The following is an 18,958-nucleotide window of genomic DNA, read 5'->3' as shown; positions in this document are numbered from 1 at the left end:
GTTTGGGGGGAGACCCCCCAAGGGCCGGGTTGCACGATCGAATATTGCGGTGCGATGTTGACAAAGCAACGATAACAGACCGTTGACACCATGCCACAGGGATACTACCCCGTCAGGATGAGGTAACCACGGGGCGATTCCCCCTACAAAATGACCATAACTTCCGAGACCACTAATCGAGAATTTTTACATCGATCGTACTGGAATTAAAGTTATAGGTGTCATCTTCCAATTCAATCAAGGTGCCAATTTTCAGTTTGCTATTTCCCAGTACCGGCCCGTCGTCAGTTATCGTGGCATTTCCCCCCAAGGTAATCATCAGATTGACGCTATAAAAGTTATCTCTAGGGTCGGGAAGGGCTTTGACGGAACCATCGGGTTGGGGAATCGCCAGGATTCGAGGTAAGGGTTCGACGGATTTGACATCTACCGTACCGTAGGGCTGATTGCGGATGACGATATTCGTTTTTCCCTTCTCTCTGAGGCGGGCGATTAGACTGTCGGGGTCCAGAACGCTCAACCCGCGAACGATCGTTCTAATTTCCACGGGTTTGGTCGTCGGTGCGAGTTGATTTTGCGCCACCGAACCGGACGTACCGGGAAAGAAAAAGATGCCCACCACCACCATCGCGATCACCAGGGCCGCACCGAGGTCGAGAATGCTAATTGTGCCAAATATGCGACCCTTCGAGTCTAATAGTTTCATAATCTCCCCAAATAATAATTTCAGTCGATCGTATCAGCAATATAGACCGATCGGATAATTGGCGCGATCGAGACCGTTCACTGATGCAATTGGGAAGAGCTTGGATGAGGAGAAAAGGAGGTTCCGAAGGGATTTTGCCCGATTGCCGTTTGGGTCGCCCCAGAGGTATTTTCTTTAGATGAATGGGTCGTATCTGGGGAGAGAACACCCGACATCGCTGCGGCTGGAGCTTGTAAAATCTTCGCGATTAAAGGGTTCTGGGCGATCTCCCGACGCTGGCGAACGAAATCCGAAATTTGCGCCCCCTCTAACTGATGGGTGTCTCGGTGCAGGTAAACCGAATGCAGGGCCAGTAAAGGTGCGAGAGCTTTGGGGTCGGCATCGATCCACTTTCCTTGCGATCGATCGAGCCATGCTTTCAGGTCGCGACTCGCCTTCCAATGACCCGGAATGGGCTTCCCATGGGAGCGAATCAGACATGTACGGGTTAACCCGAGGCGATCGCATTGCACCAGCCGCTTGAGTGTGGCCCCGACGGTTTGAGGGCGATCGCTTCCCATAACGGCAACGCCAATAGAGACCGAGCGATTTCCCTCGCGACCGAGGATTTTAAAATTGATGTAGTTGCAATTGAAGGTTTTGGGGGTGATGTCGTCAGAAACGGCTTCAATTTCGACTCCGGCGATGGTTTGTCCGATGGCGCATTGAAATCGAAAGCACAAAGCCGCAGCCATGGCGCGATCGTCTTCTAAAACGTCGCTCCAATCGTCGGCGACAGCGCGATCGAACACTTGCTCCACTCGTTCGAGGGGATCGATTTCAACGGGTTGGAAATTCGCCTCGCACCACTCAATTATCTCTGAGAGAGTGAGATTTTCTCGGATGAGGGCTTGAAGTTGAATGGCATCGAAGGGATAAACGGGGGTTGGGGGGATGAGGTGGCGCTCGCTATAGAAATCTTGCAGCCATCGCGCGATAATCGCCCCGATCGTTTCTGAGTCTGGGGTATCGAGTTCGATCGGTTCGCTCGCACCCAGGGAGCGACGCTTGCCCCAGAATGGCTCGAGCTTATCGTACCAAGTCGTCGGTGTCATCGCGCCGAGCAGGACGACGCCATACCGACGCTCTTTTTGACGGAGGCTCTCGCGGAGGCGATCGATGCAAGTAGCGATCGCTTGCTCTTTTTTTCTGACGGTTTCTTGGGGTTCGTCGGCGTCAAATCCATCAAAACAAATTGCGGCGATCGAATAATCCCCGATCGCCTGCAAAATTTGCAAGGTCATTTCCCAGGCTGCCGATTCTCGATTCTCCCAACTCCAATCGGGCAATCCCAACTCGTCGAGCTTCCACCCAGCCAGCTTGCGCCGGGCCAGCCAATTCCGGGCAAAAGGTGCGAGATCGTTGCAAAGCGTCCAGATCGTCGCCCGAATCGCATCTGGATGTTCGATATCCGGTTGGGCTTTAAACAGGATTTCCGTCACCTGATTCACCCATAATTGATTTTGAGCTAAAGAGCGATGGGTCAGTTTTCGGACTAACTTTTGAGGGGTTAAATTTGCCGAATCGGACTGAGTGAAAAACAAGGCTCGATTCACCCAAAATGCAGCCAGTTCTTGCCATTGCATCACCCCACTAGATCCGGTATATCTGAGGCTATTAACGATTTCGTACAAAAGTGAAGAGCGGATCGTATTGGGGTTGGTGAAGTGTTGGACGTTAACGTATAGGAATAATCCCTTGCCCCGCGCTCGCAGTCGATGGCGAAGGCGACCGATAAAATGGCTTTTTCCCATGCCAGACTCACCCAGAGCCGTCATGGAGCGAATCCGCTGACCGCTTTGCTCGACGCGATCGATTTCTTTCCAAACTCGATCGATCGCGCGATGATTGAAGGTTTCTAAATCCGGACAGTTTCGACCCCAAATTTCCGGTTCTCTGACCGTCGATCTCCCTTCAAATGGGTTGCCGCTTTCGATGGCTGCATTAATCTCTTTAATCGAAGCAATCGCGCGCTGTTCCATTTGATGGATTAAAAAGGGTTGAGAAAAAGAAATTTTTACATTGCTTTTTGTTTCTAATCTATAGACTATCTTTGCATTTGTCAACCTACAAAATATCGATCTCCAAGACCGATTGTTTTTCGATCGACATCCTAAAAATTGGCTTTTATCCTAAGTCTCAGTTTATGATATATTGAGATCGAAACTCGTCTTAAAAATCAGTACATTTACCTATCATTTGAATTGTGGCAACCCTTCTGAGAAACTGGAGCTATCGCTACGAGTGGATGTACGATGGAATCTCCAAGATCGCTGCATTGGGCGTGGGTGGAGAGGAGCGCTTTCGCCAATTAGCCCTAGAAGGACTGACGATCGCCCCAAATGCTAAAATTCTCGATTTGTGCTGCGGTGGCGCTCGGGCAACCCGGTTTCTGGTGGGGGAATCCCGTGATGTGGTAGGTTTAGATGCTTCGCCGCGCGCCCTCGAACGAGCGCGGCAAAACGTTCCCCAAGCGCAGTATGTTGAAGGGTTCGCCGAACAGATGCCCTTTGAAGATAATTGCTTTGATTTAGTGCATACCAGCGTAGCGCTCCACGAGATGAATTCCACCCAGTTGCAACAAATTCTCTGGGAAGTCTCTCGGGTTCTTAAACCCAATGGTATTTTTACCTTTATTGATTTTCACGCGCCCACTAATCCATTATTTTGGCCGGGACTGGCTGCATTTCTGTGGTTATTTGAAACAGAAACCGCGTGGCAGCTCATCGATACGGATCTAGTGGGTTTACTCTCCGCCATTGGATTTCAAAAAAGCGATCGCACTTTATACGCTGGGGGAAGTTTGCAGGTGATTCGCGCCCGGTTGTAAGTCGGTCAATCTCAATAAATACAACCAACACAACTGTTACAACTGTGCATTCAAACTTAACGCCGTTCCGACAATCTTCCTAAATATTCAATCGGAAATAGCGCGTTCCCGATCGAGTCTACGATCGGTATTGTCTTGAAGTTCCTATCAATTGAAACGATCGGCTAAAACTTCATTTTTGAATATCTCTAGAGCTTTTTTAGATCGGTTCTTTTCCAAAAAGAAATAGATCTATGTTCTGTCTTGAAAGATATTAATTTCATCTATTTTGCGTCTTCTAAGTCTCGAGCAACCCGAAAACCAACATGTTGATGAAAATTGCGACGGAACCAATTCCGGCAAGAGGGAGAAGCGTAGGTTCCCGTACTCGCCCAAGCTCCACCCCGCATTATTTTATGCTGAGTATCAAAAAAAGGAGCAGAATAATCTTCATAAAGAGGATGTGGCTTGAATCCCGGTAGCGGTTGAAAATCATCACTCAGCCACTCCCACACATTTCCCCGAATATCGTAGAGTCCAGAAGGACTTTGGGCAGATTCTAAGCGACCCACTGGACAAGGAGAACCCAACTTGATATTAAGATTGAAATCCCGATCTTCCTCGCCCTGAGACGCAACCTTCCATTCGGCTTCACTCATTAAGCGGACTCCCCGACCCAGCCAGCAACAGTAAGCCATCGCTTCATAATGATTGACTTCGACAGGCCAGTCAAGAGGCAAGTCGATCTCATCAAACATGGCTCGATATTTATAACATTTATAGCCACTATTGCTGGGTATCCAGAATTTGGGGTGTTCGATGTTGTATTGCGTCTTCCAACTCCAGGATTCTTCATCCCAGAATTCCCGATTTTCGTAACCATTCGCCTCCACAAACTTCAGGAATTCCCCATTGGTGACGAGATACTGACTCGCTAAAAAGGGTTTCACTTCCACCTTCCGACTGCCGTATTCGATATCCCAGCCGTAAGTCGAAGCATTTTCCGGTTTGCCTAATTGAGCGACTCCACCTGCAACCCGAACCATTTCATTGTCTGGAATTGTGCCGTGGGTCGTTGCATATTGCCAATATTCCGGACGTTCGAGCCGATTTACGGGCAGTTGCCGAATCAGCATGGAAGATGTTTCAAAATGAACGCGGTTGTGTTCCATCCCCATCATTAAAGCCCAGAGGGGATGATTTTGCTCGATGGGGAGATTCAGTGGTGCATTCTCGATCGCGCCTACCACTTCTGCTTTGGCTTTGTCTCGATACTGCCAAACATCTTTGACTTGGGGCCACTGCACGTCTTGCATGGCTCGATCGAGTTCTTCTGGAGTTGTCGGATCTACACCGAGTTCAAACAAAATTTCGTATTTAGGGTTAATGCGCTTCTCTAATAATCCAACCCGAACTAATTTATTGATGTAGAAGACAGGAGAATGACCTAAATAGAAAATCAGACGGTTTCTTAAAGGATCGGGGTTGATATAAAATGTCTCTTCCCCCACCAGACTTTTCATGAGAACTTCTTCGAGTTCCCAGGAATTCTCAAAGTAGTTGAGCAGAGTTTCGCGATCGCACTTGTCAAGTTGCAGAGGTTGAATCGATTTGAGTATATCCATTTTCCTCGATGATTTTTTAATGAAGTCAGTCAGTCAAAAATAAAGTCAGTCCATTTGTAGGCTCGGGTTTAGCAAAAAGGCTTTAACATCACTTACCTTCAAAACTTGCCAGACACATATAAATTTATTTCTGACTACTGACTGAATCTCTAAGTTATGACTTCTGAGAAAGTATCAATCCAAACCACTCTTGCGGATCGGTCCACACAGCGAGCGGTTTAAAACCTTTTACCTGGAGTTCCCTTTGTATGACCTCTAAATTAAACTTACGAGAAATTTCTGTCTCGATCGTTTCTCTAGCTTTAAACTCAACCGTAAGATCGAGTTTTTCTAGGCAGACAGTATGAGTTTCCAAGCATCGCAAATGCATCTCGATTTGATTTAGACGATTGTTGTAAAAGGCCCAGTGTTCAAACCGCTGAATGTCGAAATTACCTGCAAAGCGCTGGTTTAGATGCTCTAGCATATTAAGATTGAATTGTGCTGTCACTCCCCGAGCGTCATTGTAAGCAGCTTCTAGTATCTGTTTGGGTTTTTGTAAATCGACCCCTAGTAAGAAATACTCTCCCATATCTAGAGCGGCTAGAATTTGGGAGAAAAAGCGATCGCATTTCTGGGGCGTCAAATTCCCTAGCGAACTTCCCAAGAAAAAAATCATCCGAGATGGCAAAGATGTCGGCTTGAGTTGGGCAAGCGCTTGTTCGTAGGTTCCCACCAATCCTTGAATTTTCAATGAAGGATAATCTTGCAGTAAGTCGCAAGCACTTTCTGTTAAAATTCCTCCGCTCACATCAATGGGTACGTATCTCAACTTATTTCCTAAGGCTTGATAAGCATCTAACAGCAAACGAGTTTTTGTTGAACTCCCACTGCCTAATTCAATCAATTCGCAAGCCCCTGTCATTTTGGCAATTTCATGACTAAATTGGCGTAAAATCCATGCCTCTGTGCGAGTTGGGTAATATTCGGGTAATTCACAAATTTGTTCGAAGAATTGAGAGCCACGATCGTCGTAGAAATATTGGGGTGGTAGGGATTTAGGATTTTGAGTTAACCCACTAATAACATCTTGCCCATCTACAGTTTCGATCGCCCAGGCAGAACTTTTAAGATCGTAAATCTGTAGACTTTCTTTTGGGAAAAAAATATTTTCTTTTCTCGATTTTACTTTTTCCAAAGACTTATCCCTGATACATTAAACACTCTTAAATAATACACTAAAATGTTTTTTGTGTACTTTTATTTCGATTTTTTTATGAATTCGAGAAATTAGTAAAAAATAATAAATGGTTAAATTTTATTGCTTTCATTTTTTCGATAGACAAGCAGTTAGTTCGTGTTGAGTTTAGTAAAAGTGAGGTTTATTTATGATATCAAAAATAAACTTAAATAATTATAAAAATTTAACTAACCAAATTATATTTTAAAATACAAAAAACTGCTTTTAAACCATCTTTCCATCCTATTTTTTTTCCTTCTTGATAAGTTCGACCGTAATAAGAAATTCCCACTTCGTAAATACGGCAATTCATCTTAGAAACTTTTGCTGTTAGCTCCGGTTCGACACCAAATCGAGATTCTTCAATTTTAATTCCTCGAATAATTTCACTTCGGAATGCTTTGTAACAAGTTTCCATATCTGTCAAGTTAATATTCGTAAGCATATTCGATAACATCGTCAGAAACTTATTGCCCACCATATGCCAGTAGTACACCACTCGATGGGGACTACCCCCCATAAAGCGAGATCCAAAAACTACATCGGCTTTACCATCGAGAATCGGTTGAATCATGACAGAATAGTCTTGAGGATCGTACTCTAAATCGGCATCTTGCACGATCGCAATATCTCCAGTCACCAAGCTAAATCCCGTATTCAGAGCCGCTCCTTTTCCCAGGTTTTTGGAATGATATGCGACTCGATCGACTTGGGGTTCGATCGTCGATTTTAAAATATCTCGAGTTCCATCAGTGGAATAGTCGTCTATAATAATAATTTCTACATTTTCGATGGGACAAGCTTTAACAGATTTAACGACTTCTTGAATTGTTTTTATCTCGTTATAGCAAGGAATGACGACACTGAGCTTCATGGAATTCCACGAAAATAAAACCTCATGATTATAGCAACTTCCCGAACGATCGTGAAATCGATCGAAAGTAAAATAGACTGAGAATTTAATTTTTATAGTTTTAGAAAAAAAACAAGACCCGATCGTCAACGTGGCAATGTGCGATCGCATCAAAATCTCGAGAAGCTCTACAAGCTTGGTATCGCCTGATGTCCCTCGACTTCAACCTCCTTATCGACGGAGCTTTAAATCTTGAAACACCGACCACAGAAGGCGTAAGAGACCAATCTCACTTTTTTTTTCGTCATCTGAGACTTTTGGTGAACTATAGTTGAAATGAGCATTTATCGATCGGGACATCGAACCAGCGATTAGGGCTATTGACTGCGGTCGTTGATGAGACGAACAATCAGCCCTTACCTTTCTTATCTTGACAAAGACAATCGATCGAGATAATACCCGTCAAGTCATTGGAAAGTAGAACGTAATTCGAGAAATACAACCATAGTCCTCGCTAAATTTTCATGAAGTTTCAGCACCATCGATCGACCCCAAAAGTTTCTATCCTCGTCAGCGACTTATCTAAAAGCGGTGCCGGACGATGGGGTGGAGCCGTTCGGACTTTTTTACTGGCTCGATCGATCCAAAATCTCGGATACGAGGTGGAAATTTTAGGGTTTATTTTTGGCGATGAACCGCCAGATTCAATTCCGAAAGACTTACCCTTTAAAACAGTACCGGGAAAAAACTATCCTGGATTTCTAGCCTCTGCAACCCAACTTTTATCCCAAATTGAAGGTGATATTCTTTACGCCCTGCGACCCAAACCCACAACCTTCGGACTTGCATTACTCAAAAAAATGCAAACCCAATGTCGCGTTATTTTAGACATTGATGATTGGGAGCTGAGCTGGCATGGCGGAGATGATTGGAAATATCAACCAAGCCTGAAGCAATTTGCCCGAGATATTTTAAAACCCAATGGTGCCTTGAGATATCCCGACGCTCCCTTTTATCTGAAGCGAATGGAAAGCATGGTGTCTCGGGCCGATGAAATTACAGTTCATACTGAGTTTTTGCAAAAGCGTTTCGGTGGGGTTTACGTTCCCAATGGCAAGGATACGAGCTTATTTGAACCCGAAAAGTACGATCGAGAAACCAGCAAAAAGAAATACGGGCTGTCAGGATATCGAATTTTAATGTTTCCCGGCGCGCCTCGACCCTATAAAGGGGTTGAAGACGTACTCGTCGCGCTCGATCGACTTGCCTGGCCCGATCTGAGATTGGCGATCGTCGGTGGCAGCCCTTACGACGACTACGATCGCCAACTCCTGTCTCGCTGGGGACGGTGGATTGTCAAATTGCCCACCTGTCCGGTGGAACAAATGCCAGAAGTGGTGGCGGCAGCGGATATCATCGTCGTTCCCCAACGAGACGTACCCGCCGCGCGGGCGCAGTTTCCCCTCAAACTCACCGATGCCATGGCAATGGCCAAACCGATTTTAGCAACCCGCGTCGGCGATATTCCGACCATCATTGAGGATGGAGGTTTTCTCGTCGACCCGAGTTCTCCCGAACAAATTGCCGAACAAATTCAGTGGATTTTCGAGCATTTAGAGGATGCCCGAGAACGAGGCAGCAAAGCCAGAGAGCGGTGCGTCGAGCATTACAGCATTAATGCCATGTCTGAAAAACTCGCTCCTTTATTACAGTCGTCAAAAGTATCTAAGCTAAGATAGAAGACGGGATGAATCGTCGAGTTTCGTTTTAACGTTAACTTCAAAATTAACTTTCGATTGCCAGACTTAAGTTATCCCTCTATCAGTCGATCTAAAAAAATCGATCGCGACTAAAAAATGGTATCTAAAATAATAGATCGAAACTCAATCTCATGCCCGGATTAATTGGCTTTTCTAACGCTGCATTTTCAAATTTTAAAATTAATAATATTTTGCATCAGATGCAACAGACGATCGCCCATCGCGATTTTTATTGCCACGATCGCTTATTTATCGATGAATGGGTCAGTGGAAGCCGAACTCATCTCAATATTTTTCAAGCCGAAGCTCAACCCGATACCAAAGCCGGTTATTCTATTTGGTTAGATGGAGAATTTTATCATCGAGAGAATGCAACCTTTCAAGAGCCCAAGATTAGCGATGCCGAGTGGTTCTTAAGTCAGTATCAAAACTATCAAAACTTTGACTTTTTAAAAGCGATCGATGGAATTTATGCCGCTGTTTTATACGACACGCACCAACAAAAGCTACACTTAATCTCCGATCGTTACGGACTGCGCCGCTTGTACTGGACAGTCTACCAAAACTCTCTAGTTTGGACATCCGAACTCAAAGCACTGTTGGCGCTTCCGGGATACCAGCCGAAAATCGATCGCGCAGCGGTAGAAGATTTTTTAGGGCTGCGGTATATTATCGGCGATCGAACGTGGTTTGAAGGGGTTGAACTGCTACCTGCTGCTACTGTTTTAACTTGGGATTTGCAAGAAACATCGCTTTCTCGAAAACGATATTGGTGGTGGGATGAAATCACTCCTGTGACGGGAAAGATCGATGAAGCGGAAATTGTCGAAGAACTCGGACGAATTTTTATCGAAGCTGTTGAAAAACGCATTTTTCAGAGAGAACGAGTGGGTATTACTTTAAGCGGTGGTTTGGATTCTCGAGCGATTTTAGCCGCGATGCCCAATAGCAATTCAACGATTGAGGCAGTCACTTACGGACAAAAAAACTGTGACGATCTTCGGATTGCAAAGCAAGCCGCTCGTTTGAAGAAAGCAAATTTCCATCCCATCGAAATTGATGGAGAAAACTGGTTGCAATCGAGAGTACGAACGGTATGGGAAAGCGATGGCTCGTGTAGTTTAATTCATATGCAGTTTCTTTCGGCTTTGAAGAAAATTTTCGATCGGAACTTGTTTGATATTAACCTCCATGGAGCCTGGGGAGATGGCGTGAATGGAGGGCATTTTTTTGATGCTGATGCATTGGACTATTTCGTGCAACGACGACTGGGATTAGAGCGATTCGCCCGCTCGGAAAATCACCGACAATCGGTTCTGGCTCGGTTCGGCAACTATTTCGAGCAAATCGGTTCCTCCGCTCATATTTTGTCGGTCGATAATCGAATGCGATCTTTTACCTTTAAAGATATCCGGATCGGTTTAATTAATGGTTTGGAGTCGAGAACGCCATTTATCGACAATCAACTTCAAGAGTTTTTATACGCACTTCCCGAAGCGATCGTGCGAAACTCTAATCTCTATCACCAGATGTTACTCGATCGATTTCCTGAGTTTTATCGAACGATTCCTTGGCAAACGACAGGTGAACCGATTGGTGAGCCGAGTCTAGTTCATCAAATAGGGAAACTCTCCCAAAAAGCGATCGAAAAGTTAGAGCGAACGTTCCAAAAAGCGGGTATTTCTTTACCTTTAGCCGAGCGCCGTAAAAAAATAAATCCCAACAAAGAGTTTGCCAATCCAGCGAGTTGGATGAGACAAGAACCCGCTCGGACTCTTTTTGAAAAACTACTCAATCATCCATCAGCTCTATATCCAGAGTATCTCGATCGAAAACAAGTGAAACAGGATTGGCACGAGCATTTACATGGTAAAAATTTAGCCGATCGTTTAAGTTTGACGATAACTTTAGAGTTGTGGTTGCAACAGCTTTTTGAAAAACGATATCGAACGAATTTCATCGAATAAAAATAAACACTTTCGTAATGCAGACAAAAGATTGCTTCTTTTCGCCGAATATTCATCAATAAATGTCATCAAGAAATCTCATTATAAAATTTGCTCTCAGACACCCAATCCTGGTTGTCTTAACAATTATATTTGGATTGTCAGGTGCTATTTTTAACGGCATCGGCACAGCTCTAATCGTCCCTCTTTTACTAAGTTTTTTGGGACAATCCCTAGAACTTCCAGGAGGGCCACCAATACTTCAAAAATTTGTATCCTTACTCGATGGGTTTTCTCCAGACAATCGATTACTTTTAATGACGGCGATCGTTCTTGCCGCCATCACTTTAAAAAATGCATCTATATATGCCAATAGCGTTTGTTCCGGCGCGCTGTCCCAAGCTTTAGTGCTATCTCTTCGTAAAGAAGCGATCGATCTTATTTTTCAAGTCGATTTAGATTTTTATGCCAAGCATCGAACCGGTGATATTTTAAATCGGGTGAATACCGAAGTGGCTAGAACCAGTTCGGCGATTCGGGCGGGAACGAGTATTGTTTCTAATATTTTAACAATTTCGGTTTTAGTTGTTTTCTTGATTTTTATTTCTTGGCAACTGACGATCGTCTCTGTTTTTGTATTGGGCTTGGTTGCTTTTATTAACCAATATTTTGTTGTCAGGGCAAAAAAATACGGCCAGTTGCTTTCTAAAAACTCCAGTAAAGCATCGGTTGCCCTACAGGAAATATTAAATGGGATTCGACTGATTAAAGCGACAGGAAACGAAGAGTCTGAATCAAAGCAGATTAAAGAGACTCTTCGCAGACGAGAATCTGCTGAGTTTAAATCTCTTGCTAACTATGCGATTATCGCTCCTGTTAATGAAATTAGTGGACTTGTCACTTTTCTAGCTATTGTTATCTTGGGAGGACAGTTTTTGTCAGCTCAAGTTGAGACTTTATCTTCGGTTCTTCTCACTTATACGATTATTTTATTTCGGCTTTTGCCTTATATCGGCAAGTTAAATAGCGATCGCAGTAAATTCTCAAATACATCCCCCAGCGTCGAAATCTTAGCCGATTTTCTGCGACGGGATAACAAACCTTTTATGTCCAACGGTTCGCTTCCTTATTCCCCCATACAAGACGGAATTTGTTTTGAGGGCGTATCGTTTCGCTATCCCGGACATGACGAATTCGTTCTCAAAGAAATCGATTTGTGGATTCCCAAAGGAACGACGATCGCCCTGGTGGGTGCATCCGGTGCGGGCAAATCTACCGTTGCCGATTTGCTGCCCCGATTTTACGATCCCACAACAGGTCGCATCACCATTGACGGTCGCGATCTGCGGGAGTACGATCTCAAATCCCTGCGCCGATCGATGGGAATCGTCAGTCAGGATACCTATTTATTCAATACATCCCTAAGAGAAAATATCGCCTACTCCCGCGAGGATGCCACGGAAGAAGACATTATTAACGCTGTCAAACAAGCCAATGCCTACGAATTTATCGTCCAACTCCCGGAAGGATTCGAGACTCAGGTGGGCGATCGCGGCGTGCTGCTTTCGGGAGGTCAGCGACAGCGATTGGCGATTGCTCGCGCCCTCCTCTACAACCCAGATATTCTGATCTTAGACGAAGCCACCAGTGCCTTAGATACGGTATCTGAAAAACTGGTACAGCAAGCCATCGAAACCTTGAGTCGCGATCGAACCACCCTTGTGATTGCCCATCGTCTCTCCACCATCCAAAATGCCGATCGAATTGCGGTGATGGATAAAGGCAAAATTGTCGAACTGGGCACTCACGATGAGTTACTCGCCCAGGGCGGTTACTACGCCAACTTATATCAGGTGCAGTTTTCCACCGAAAGTCAAGATGCTATTGAAAGAGCGCGTTTGGAAACGCTGATGGATACGTCCTATGAGGTGAGAACTCGCCTGAATCCCACCATCGGTTTTTTGAATTTACTCGCTGACGATTTGCTCGATTCTCACGAAGAGCGAAAAGAGATTCTTTCTGAGGCTTACGAGTCAGCCGTTCGCCTCCTCAAAACATTACAGTATCTCGAAGATAGTGCTAAAGATAAAGAGAGGCAAACCAAAGAGCGTCAAAACAATCCCTAAAATATCATTTTTTTTCTCTCCAGTGTTGAACGAACTGCTCAATATTTAACTTGAAAAATGCAGAAATACTATACTTTTTTTCTTCGAGATACGCTGCCTAAATCCGAAGCTCATATCGGTCAAGTGGTTCAATCTGCAAATGCCGCTGCTAATTTAGGATTTCGGGTCGTTTTACTCTATTTAAAAAAGGGATGGAAGGCAGCGCGACCCATTGATTGGATCGCACCCTTTCAACCCACAAAACCCGATCGCCTTTTAGCCGGGTTCTATAACATTCAAGAAAAGCTCGAGGTTTTACCGCTATCGATGCCTTGGCCCATCGATGCGGTTGAAAGTAAGTTGACCAGTTCGAGTACTTTTGTTTGTAAATATTACCTTCGAGTTCATTTGCGCGATCGCCTTCAAATCGTCCACAGTCGAGATTGGAACTTCGTCAAAGCAGCGGTTCAAAATGGCATTCCGGCAATTTACGAACACCACCACATCGAACAGAAAAAATTCGAGCCGGAAATTGTCAATCATCCCCTCTTCCAAGTTGCCGTTACCGTTGCCGACTCCGTCTTGGAAAACCTGCTCGAAAATGGAATGCCTCCGAAAAAAGCGATAAAACTCCACAATGGATTTAGTCAGCTTTTCCACGTCAGGCATCCCCAACAAGCACGAGAATGGCGACAAAAGTTAATCTCGGGCGATCGCACCCATCTGGTTGTCTATTCCGGTAGCTTGTACAAATTCAAAGGCATCGACTTACTCATCGAGGCGGCAAAGGAATTGCCCCACGTCCAATTTGCCCTCGCCGGCGGCCCGGACTCTCAAATCGAAGCTTACCAGAACGCCATTCGCCAGCAGCAAGTCTCAAACGTCACCTTAGTTGGGTGCTTACCTCAGTCTGAACTTGCCGGACTGTTGCAGGCGGCGGATGTATTGGTCAATCCTCACCTATCCGGAGAAGCGGCCAATTTCACTTCTCCACTGAAGTTATTCGATTACATGGCCGCCGGAAAACCGATCGTGGCGAGCAAAATTCCCCCCTTGAAGGAGTTCGAGTCTTCCCCCCTGATTGCCGGGTGGTGCGAACCCGACGATCCGTCGGCTTTTTCGGGTTGCCTGCAAAGGGTTCTGGAAAAATATCCCCATTGGAACGAAGCGTCCCTTCACGATCCTCGCTTAGTCGGGGAATTTTCTTGGGAACGCCGCATTTCTAAAATTCTCGATCGGGTGGATACCGCCCTGTGCCCAGTATCTCGTTAGCGTCGGGTTCAAGGTTGGGTCAAACAGTAGATCGTCTGGGTTTCAAGGCGATCGCAGGCTTCGGAGGGCAACTGACCTGGCGTGAGGGCGAGTCGATCGAGTTGTACTTTCAAACTCGTCATCGGATCTTCGCCTTTAGACACCAAAAACTCGAATTTACTAATGCAGTCCCATCGGGCTAAATCGTCGAGAATTGGAGCGATCGCCTTGACGTAGGGATGCCCTGCATCTTGATACCAATCGGGTTCGGCTAAATCCGGTTGATCGAAACCTAAGTGAATGGTTAAAGAGGGTTCGTCAAATAGTGCCAGCCCGACCGGACGCATTTCCTCTTGCACGAGAAGGTGCTGGACCTGGGCGAGATACCGCAGTTTTTCCAAGCGCTGATAGTGTTCGGTGACGGGCGGTTCGTCTTTCCAGTGGACGGCAAGGGTGACTAAATAGGTTTGCAGCAACAGGTGCCCTAGCTTTTTGGCTTTCGTTGCCAGATAGGTGGAATTATAATCGTTGGCTTCGATGAGCAGGGGCACCCGATCGATCACTTCAATCCCATACCCCTTCAAGCCCGCAATTTTACGCGGGTTGTTGGTAATCAAACAAATCTTGGTCACGCCCAAATCGTTGAGCATTTGCGCCCCCACGCCGTAGTTGCGCAAGTCTGCCGGGAAACCCAGTCGTTCGTTGGCTTCGACGGTATCTAGGCCCATATCCTGTAGGGAATAGGCTTTGAGCTTGTTAATCAACCCAATACCCCGTCCCTCTTGGCGCAGATACACCACTACGCCCGTACCCCGCTGTTGGATCATTTTCAACGCCGCCTGAAGCTGCATCTGGCAGTCGCAGCGCAGGGAACCGAGGGCATCTCCCGTCAGGCATTCTGAATGTACCCGTACCATCACCGGGCGATCGCCAAATTCAGCGGGATCTCCTTTGACGATCGCCACGTGTTCTGTGTTGTCAAGCAGGTTTCGGTAAGCGTAAATCTGGAATTCCCCAAACTGGGAGGGTAACTCGGCGATGGTTTCCCGCTTGATAAACCGTTCGTTTTGCAGGCGATAGCTAATCAAATCGGCAATGCTGATAATTTTGAGTTGATGGTGGCGGGCGTACTCCATCGACTCGCGCAACCGGGCCATCGATCCGTCTGGGTTTTGAATTTCACAAATGACCCCCGCCGGGTACAAACCCGCCAGTCGCGCTAAGTCTACCGCCGCTTCGGTATGACCGGCACGTTTGAGAACGCCCCCCTCGCGCGCCCGCAGGGGGAAAATATGGCCGGGTCGGGTGAGGTCTTCGGGTTTCGCGTGGGGGGCGATCGCCACTTGGATGGTGCGAGCGCGATCTTCGGCGGAGATCCCCGTGGTTACCCCCAAATGCGGCGCGGCATCAATGCTGACGGTAAACGCCGTTTGGTCGGGGGCGGTGTTGTTGGTCACCATCAGGGGCAGCTCGAGAGCGTCCAAACGCTCGGCATTCATCGCCAAACAGATCAGACCTCTGGCTTCGACGGCCATGAAGTTGATCGTATCTGGGGTGACGAACTGCGCGGCGCAGATGAGATCGCCCTCATTTTCCCGATTTTCATCATCGACGACGACGATCGTGCGTCCGGCTTTGAGTTCGGCGATCGCGGATTCGACGGAGTCAAACTTAAAGGATTGGAGAGAAGCGGCTTGAGAGGGTTCCACAGAGTGATGGGATTGAGTAGACACGGGAGCGATCGGCGCAACCTAGAAGACGCAATGGTGGTTCGCACGCCTAGGTGGCTTGAGTAAACTTTTCTTAAGTTTATCTCATAATCGATTGTAGCTGGCTCGATTTCTCCAAAAAGTAGGGAAATTTCGATGGGTTTGGGTACGTCATCCGCACCTGGGCAATGGTTTGAAAACTGTCAAAATAGATAAGTACCTTCTTTTATCTTGGGTTGTTGTGTTTGTCAAGTTTGCAACCCGAAAAAGCCCGAACCCACGATTCTTGGCCTGGCAATCGTCAAACTTCCGAATCTGAAGAGGCAAATCGCTAAAAGAAACCTCATTCTAGGGAGTTTTAGATATCTACTCCTCTAGTTTTTTACCTACCTACAATTGGTTCAAAGTCAAGTAATATGATGCGATTTTTTAGATTGACTCATTCCTATCGCCAAATAGCCACTCACGTTTTTACGCTTTTTCTCGGGGCGATCGTCACCCTGGGAACTTTACAAGTCTTGCCCTCTGATGCGGCGACCATTGCAGCGCCTCGGGAGATCGCCCAAGCGCTACCGACGCAATCCCCCCCATCGAGTCATAATTTCGTAACGGCGGCAGTCGATCGGGTGGGTTCTGCGGTGGTGCGAATCGACACCGAACGGACTGTCACCCGCGACCTCGATCCGTTTCTCGACGATCCCTTTTTCCGGCGCTTTTTTGGGGATGATTTCGAGCCTCAGTTTCCTCGAGAACAGCTTCAGCGCGGCCAAGGCTCGGGTTTCATTATCGACGATCGTGGAATTATCCTCACCAACGCCCATGTCGTCGATCGAGCAGATCGAGTGACGGTGACCCTTAAAGACGGACGCACCTTCGAGGGGGAAGTGCGGGGAACCGATACGGTGACAGATTTGGCCGTGGTAAAAATCCAGGGCGATCGATTGCCCGTCGCACCCTTGGGAGATTCTTCCCAAATTCAGGTGGGAGACTGGGCGATCGCCGTGGGCAACCCCCTGGGACTCGATAACACTGTCACCCTGGGCATCATCAGCACCCTGAGCCGTTCCAGCGCCCAAGTTGGGATTCCCGACAAGCGCTTGGACTTCATCCAAACCGATGCGGCGATCAATCCCGGCAATTCGGGTGGGCCGCTGCTTAACGATCGCGGGCAGGTGATTGGAATTAATACCGCCATTCGACCCGATGCCATGGGAATTGGGTTTGCCATTCCTATCGATACGGTAAAGCCGATCGCCGACCAACTGGCAAAGGGTGAATCTGTTGCCCATCCGTTCGTGGGGATCGAGATGCGAAGCATTACCCCATCGGATGCCGCTCAACTCAATAGCGATCCCAATTCCTTATTCCAAGTACCTGAAAGAGAGGGGGTTTTAGTCATCAGAGTTTTAACCAACACTCCGGCTGCCGAAGCGGGGATTCGGCGCGGCGACGTCGTTTTTGAAATTGACGGTCAGCCGGTTACTAGCGCCCAACAGTTGCAGGGAATTGTGGAACGTAGCGGCGTGGGAACGACCTTGCAGTTTAAACTCCAACGGGGCGATCGCACCGAGCTAATTTCAGTGCGCACGGGAGAATTGAGACAGGCTCGGTAATTTAATTTATTGAGAGTCGATCGATACCTTGGGCAAAATATTGCCATAAATAAATAGGGAAGACAAGCTAGATCGGTCTTCCCTATTTATTTATGGCGATTTGTGTTTGTGGAAGCGAATTCCGAGAAAGATATCGTAGACAAAATTAAAAAAGTTTTTTCCCCCTTGAAAGATGCCTAAAGATTGGGGAGATCCTTTTTCGTCAAGCAAAGGTTTAGTGGCTCGATAAGCTCCTTGGTAAGCGTACCAGGGAATTGAGGGCCACAGGTGGTGGATTAAGTGGTAGTTTTGACCCAGAATCATCACGTTGAGAATTGGACTGGGATAGACTCTGGCATTTTTCCAGCGATCGCGTTCTTGAAAGGGGCGGTGCGGCAGATAGTCAAAAAATAAACCCAGGGCTAACCCAACCACCAAAGCTGGGGCGAACCAGAAGTTGAGAATGTAACTCAAAAAGCCCAGTCGAACGGAAAGATAAATCAGGCTGGCAACGAACAATCGGCTGAAAAACCACTCCAGGAGTTCGTTTTTACGCCACAATCGCCGTTTGAAGAAGAAGATCTCGTGATAGAAGAATCGGGCGGCAATCAGCCACAAAGGACCTCCCGTCGAGACAAAATGATCGGGGTCGTTTTCGGGATCGTTAACGTGGGCGTGATGCTGGAGGTGAACTCGGGTAAAAACGGGAAAAGCAAAGCCGAGCATCAAAGCGCTGCCATGTCCCATCAGGGCATTTGCGACTCTGTTTCGATGGGCGACGTTGTGGGATGCATCGTGGATGACGGTTCCGGCCATGTGCAGTGCCAGCACGTTCATGATAAAACAGCACCAAGGCCACCAGCCCCAGCACCAATAGCCCAATGTTGAGAAGACCACCACAGCGATCGCACCAATAAAAAGCAGCAGGGTGGGGTTGAAATTTCCGGGGGGGCCCATAAATTCTTTGGGAACAGTCAGTGGCTTGTGCGCCTCCGATATCACAGTCTCAGCTCCTTTTTCTCTATCTTGACGTTTCAATCGATTGTAAAATTTTGTGAAATTTTATGAAATGGTTTATTTCGGTTAAGGCAACTCGTTCGCGCCATTTCGGTGAAATTGGCAGCCGCGATCGCGGTCTTTCTTAACCATTTCAGACAAGAATCTTAATAAAATATATCAAAGAGTCGAGCTTTGGCAGATAAATTCGGTCGATCGAGCAGATTTTGCCCGTTTTGGGGGAACTTTTTCAGATGGGAAACGGTCTTGTTGGGCTAAATACGTTAGCCCACCGAAACAAAAACTCGCTCGAGTCGGATCTAGACAAATTGTTGCTGCTGGGGGGGG

The 18,958-nt window shown here is 46.8% G+C and carries 13 protein-coding genes; 6 read left to right on the top strand and 7 right to left on the bottom strand.

Going from position 1 to position 18,958, the window contains the following annotated elements:
- Positions 1-172: 172 nt before the first annotated feature.
- The gene (locus IQ235_RS02640) at positions 173-706 is read right to left on the bottom strand and encodes a DUF4330 domain-containing protein (RefSeq protein ID WP_264319946.1); all 534 of its coding nucleotides are present in this window, start codon (positions 704-706) and stop codon (positions 173-175) included.
- 77 nt (positions 707-783) lie between these two features.
- Positions 784-2,727 carry a P-loop NTPase family protein gene (locus tag IQ235_RS02635; RefSeq protein ID WP_264319945.1) on the bottom strand — a complete coding sequence of 648 codons (1,944 nt, stop codon included), beginning with the start codon at positions 2,725-2,727 and terminating at the stop codon, positions 784-786.
- Positions 2,728-2,951: 224 nt separating this feature from the next.
- On the opposite strand from IQ235_RS02635, the gene IQ235_RS02630 reads away from it, so the two are divergent.
- Positions 2,952-3,575, top strand: a complete 624-nt coding sequence (locus tag IQ235_RS02630) for a class I SAM-dependent methyltransferase (protein WP_264319944.1) — start codon at positions 2,952-2,954, stop codon at positions 3,573-3,575.
- 263 nt (positions 3,576-3,838) lie between these two features.
- On the opposite strand, the gene ovoA is transcribed toward IQ235_RS02630, so the two are convergent.
- The 3 genes from ovoA to IQ235_RS02615 all read right to left on the bottom strand — a co-directional run bounded on the left by ovoA (position 3,839) and on the right by IQ235_RS02615 (position 7,272).
- The gene (gene ovoA, locus IQ235_RS02625; RefSeq protein WP_264319943.1) at positions 3,839-5,179 is read right to left on the bottom strand and encodes a 5-histidylcysteine sulfoxide synthase; all 1,341 of its coding nucleotides are present in this window, start codon (positions 5,177-5,179) and stop codon (positions 3,839-3,841) included.
- 154 nt (positions 5,180-5,333) lie between these two features.
- Positions 5,334-6,299 (bottom strand): L-histidine N(alpha)-methyltransferase, encoded by a 966-nt coding sequence (egtD, locus tag IQ235_RS02620; RefSeq protein WP_405196630.1) that lies wholly within the window; start codon positions 6,297-6,299, stop codon positions 5,334-5,336.
- 283 nt (positions 6,300-6,582) lie between these two features.
- Positions 6,583-7,272: a glycosyltransferase family 2 protein gene (locus tag IQ235_RS02615; RefSeq protein ID WP_264319941.1), complete on the bottom strand. Its 690-nt coding sequence runs from the start codon at positions 7,270-7,272 to the stop codon at positions 6,583-6,585.
- 503 nt (positions 7,273-7,775) lie between these two features.
- On the opposite strand from IQ235_RS02615, the gene IQ235_RS02610 reads away from it, so the two are divergent.
- The 4 genes from IQ235_RS02610 (at position 7,776) to IQ235_RS02595 (ending at position 14,334) form a co-directional block, all read left to right on the top strand.
- On the top strand, positions 7,776-8,990 hold the full coding sequence (locus tag IQ235_RS02610) for a glycosyltransferase family 4 protein (protein ID WP_264319940.1): 1,215 nt from the start codon (positions 7,776-7,778) through the stop codon (positions 8,988-8,990).
- A gap of 152 nt (positions 8,991-9,142) precedes the next feature.
- Positions 9,143-10,978 (top strand): asparagine synthetase B family protein, encoded by a 1,836-nt coding sequence (locus tag IQ235_RS02605; RefSeq protein WP_264319939.1) that lies wholly within the window; start codon positions 9,143-9,145, stop codon positions 10,976-10,978.
- Positions 10,979-11,040: 62 nt separating this feature from the next.
- Complete coding sequence (locus IQ235_RS02600; RefSeq protein ID WP_264319938.1) at positions 11,041-13,083, top strand: ABC transporter ATP-binding protein; 2,043 nt, start codon at positions 11,041-11,043, stop codon at positions 13,081-13,083.
- Positions 13,084-13,140: 57 nt separating this feature from the next.
- Complete coding sequence (locus IQ235_RS02595) at positions 13,141-14,334, top strand: glycosyltransferase (RefSeq protein ID WP_264319937.1); 1,194 nt, start codon at positions 13,141-13,143, stop codon at positions 14,332-14,334.
- Positions 14,335-14,342: 8 nt separating this feature from the next.
- Here IQ235_RS02595 and ribBA read toward each other — a convergent pair whose 3' ends face one another.
- A complete protein-coding gene (ribBA, locus tag IQ235_RS02590) occupies positions 14,343-16,022 on the bottom strand; it encodes a bifunctional 3,4-dihydroxy-2-butanone-4-phosphate synthase/GTP cyclohydrolase II (RefSeq protein WP_319592538.1) in 1,680 nt (559 codons plus the stop codon).
- 419 nt (positions 16,023-16,441) lie between these two features.
- Here ribBA and IQ235_RS02585 point away from each other — a divergent pair, with 419 nt between their 5' ends.
- Positions 16,442-17,635 (top strand): HhoA/HhoB/HtrA family serine endopeptidase, encoded by a 1,194-nt coding sequence (locus IQ235_RS02585; RefSeq protein WP_405196629.1) that lies wholly within the window; start codon positions 16,442-16,444, stop codon positions 17,633-17,635.
- A gap of 90 nt (positions 17,636-17,725) precedes the next feature.
- Here the strand turns inward: IQ235_RS02585 and crtR are convergent, their stop codons facing one another.
- On the bottom strand, positions 17,726-18,613 hold the full coding sequence (crtR, locus tag IQ235_RS02580) for a beta-carotene hydroxylase (RefSeq protein ID WP_264319947.1): 888 nt from the start codon (positions 18,611-18,613) through the stop codon (positions 17,726-17,728).
- Positions 18,614-18,958 lie beyond the last annotated feature (345 nt).

Source organism: Zarconia navalis LEGE 11467 (assembly GCF_015207075.1).
Classification (GTDB): Bacteria; Cyanobacteriota; Cyanobacteriia; order Cyanobacteriales; family Geitlerinemataceae; genus Zarconia; species Zarconia navalis.
Note: the sequence above shows the minus strand (reverse complement) of the source record. Positions and strands in the feature narration are given on the sequence as shown.

Excerpts from the sequence above, each read along its gene's own strand:
- IQ235_RS02640 (WP_264319946.1), bottom strand. The coding sequence starts at position 706 with ATGAAACTATTAGACTCGAAGGGTCGCATATTTGGCACAATTAGCATT.
- IQ235_RS02595 (WP_264319937.1), top strand. The coding sequence starts at position 13,141 with ATGCAGAAATACTATACTTTTTTTCTTCGAGATACGCTGCCTAAATCC.
- IQ235_RS02600 (WP_264319938.1), top strand. The coding sequence starts at position 11,041 with ATGTCATCAAGAAATCTCATTATAAAATTTGCTCTCAGACACCCAATC.
- IQ235_RS02585 (WP_405196629.1), top strand. The coding sequence starts at position 16,442 with ATGCGATTTTTTAGATTGACTCATTCCTATCGCCAAATAGCCACTCAC.
- IQ235_RS02605 (WP_264319939.1), top strand. The coding sequence starts at position 9,143 with ATGCCCGGATTAATTGGCTTTTCTAACGCTGCATTTTCAAATTTTAAA.
- IQ235_RS02610 (WP_264319940.1), top strand. The coding sequence starts at position 7,776 with ATGAAGTTTCAGCACCATCGATCGACCCCAAAAGTTTCTATCCTCGTC.
- ovoA (WP_264319943.1), bottom strand. The coding sequence starts at position 5,179 with ATGGATATACTCAAATCGATTCAACCTCTGCAACTTGACAAGTGCGAT.
- IQ235_RS02635 (WP_264319945.1), bottom strand. The coding sequence starts at position 2,727 with ATGGAACAGCGCGCGATTGCTTCGATTAAAGAGATTAATGCAGCCATC.
- IQ235_RS02615 (WP_264319941.1), bottom strand. The coding sequence starts at position 7,272 with ATGAAGCTCAGTGTCGTCATTCCTTGCTATAACGAGATAAAAACAATT.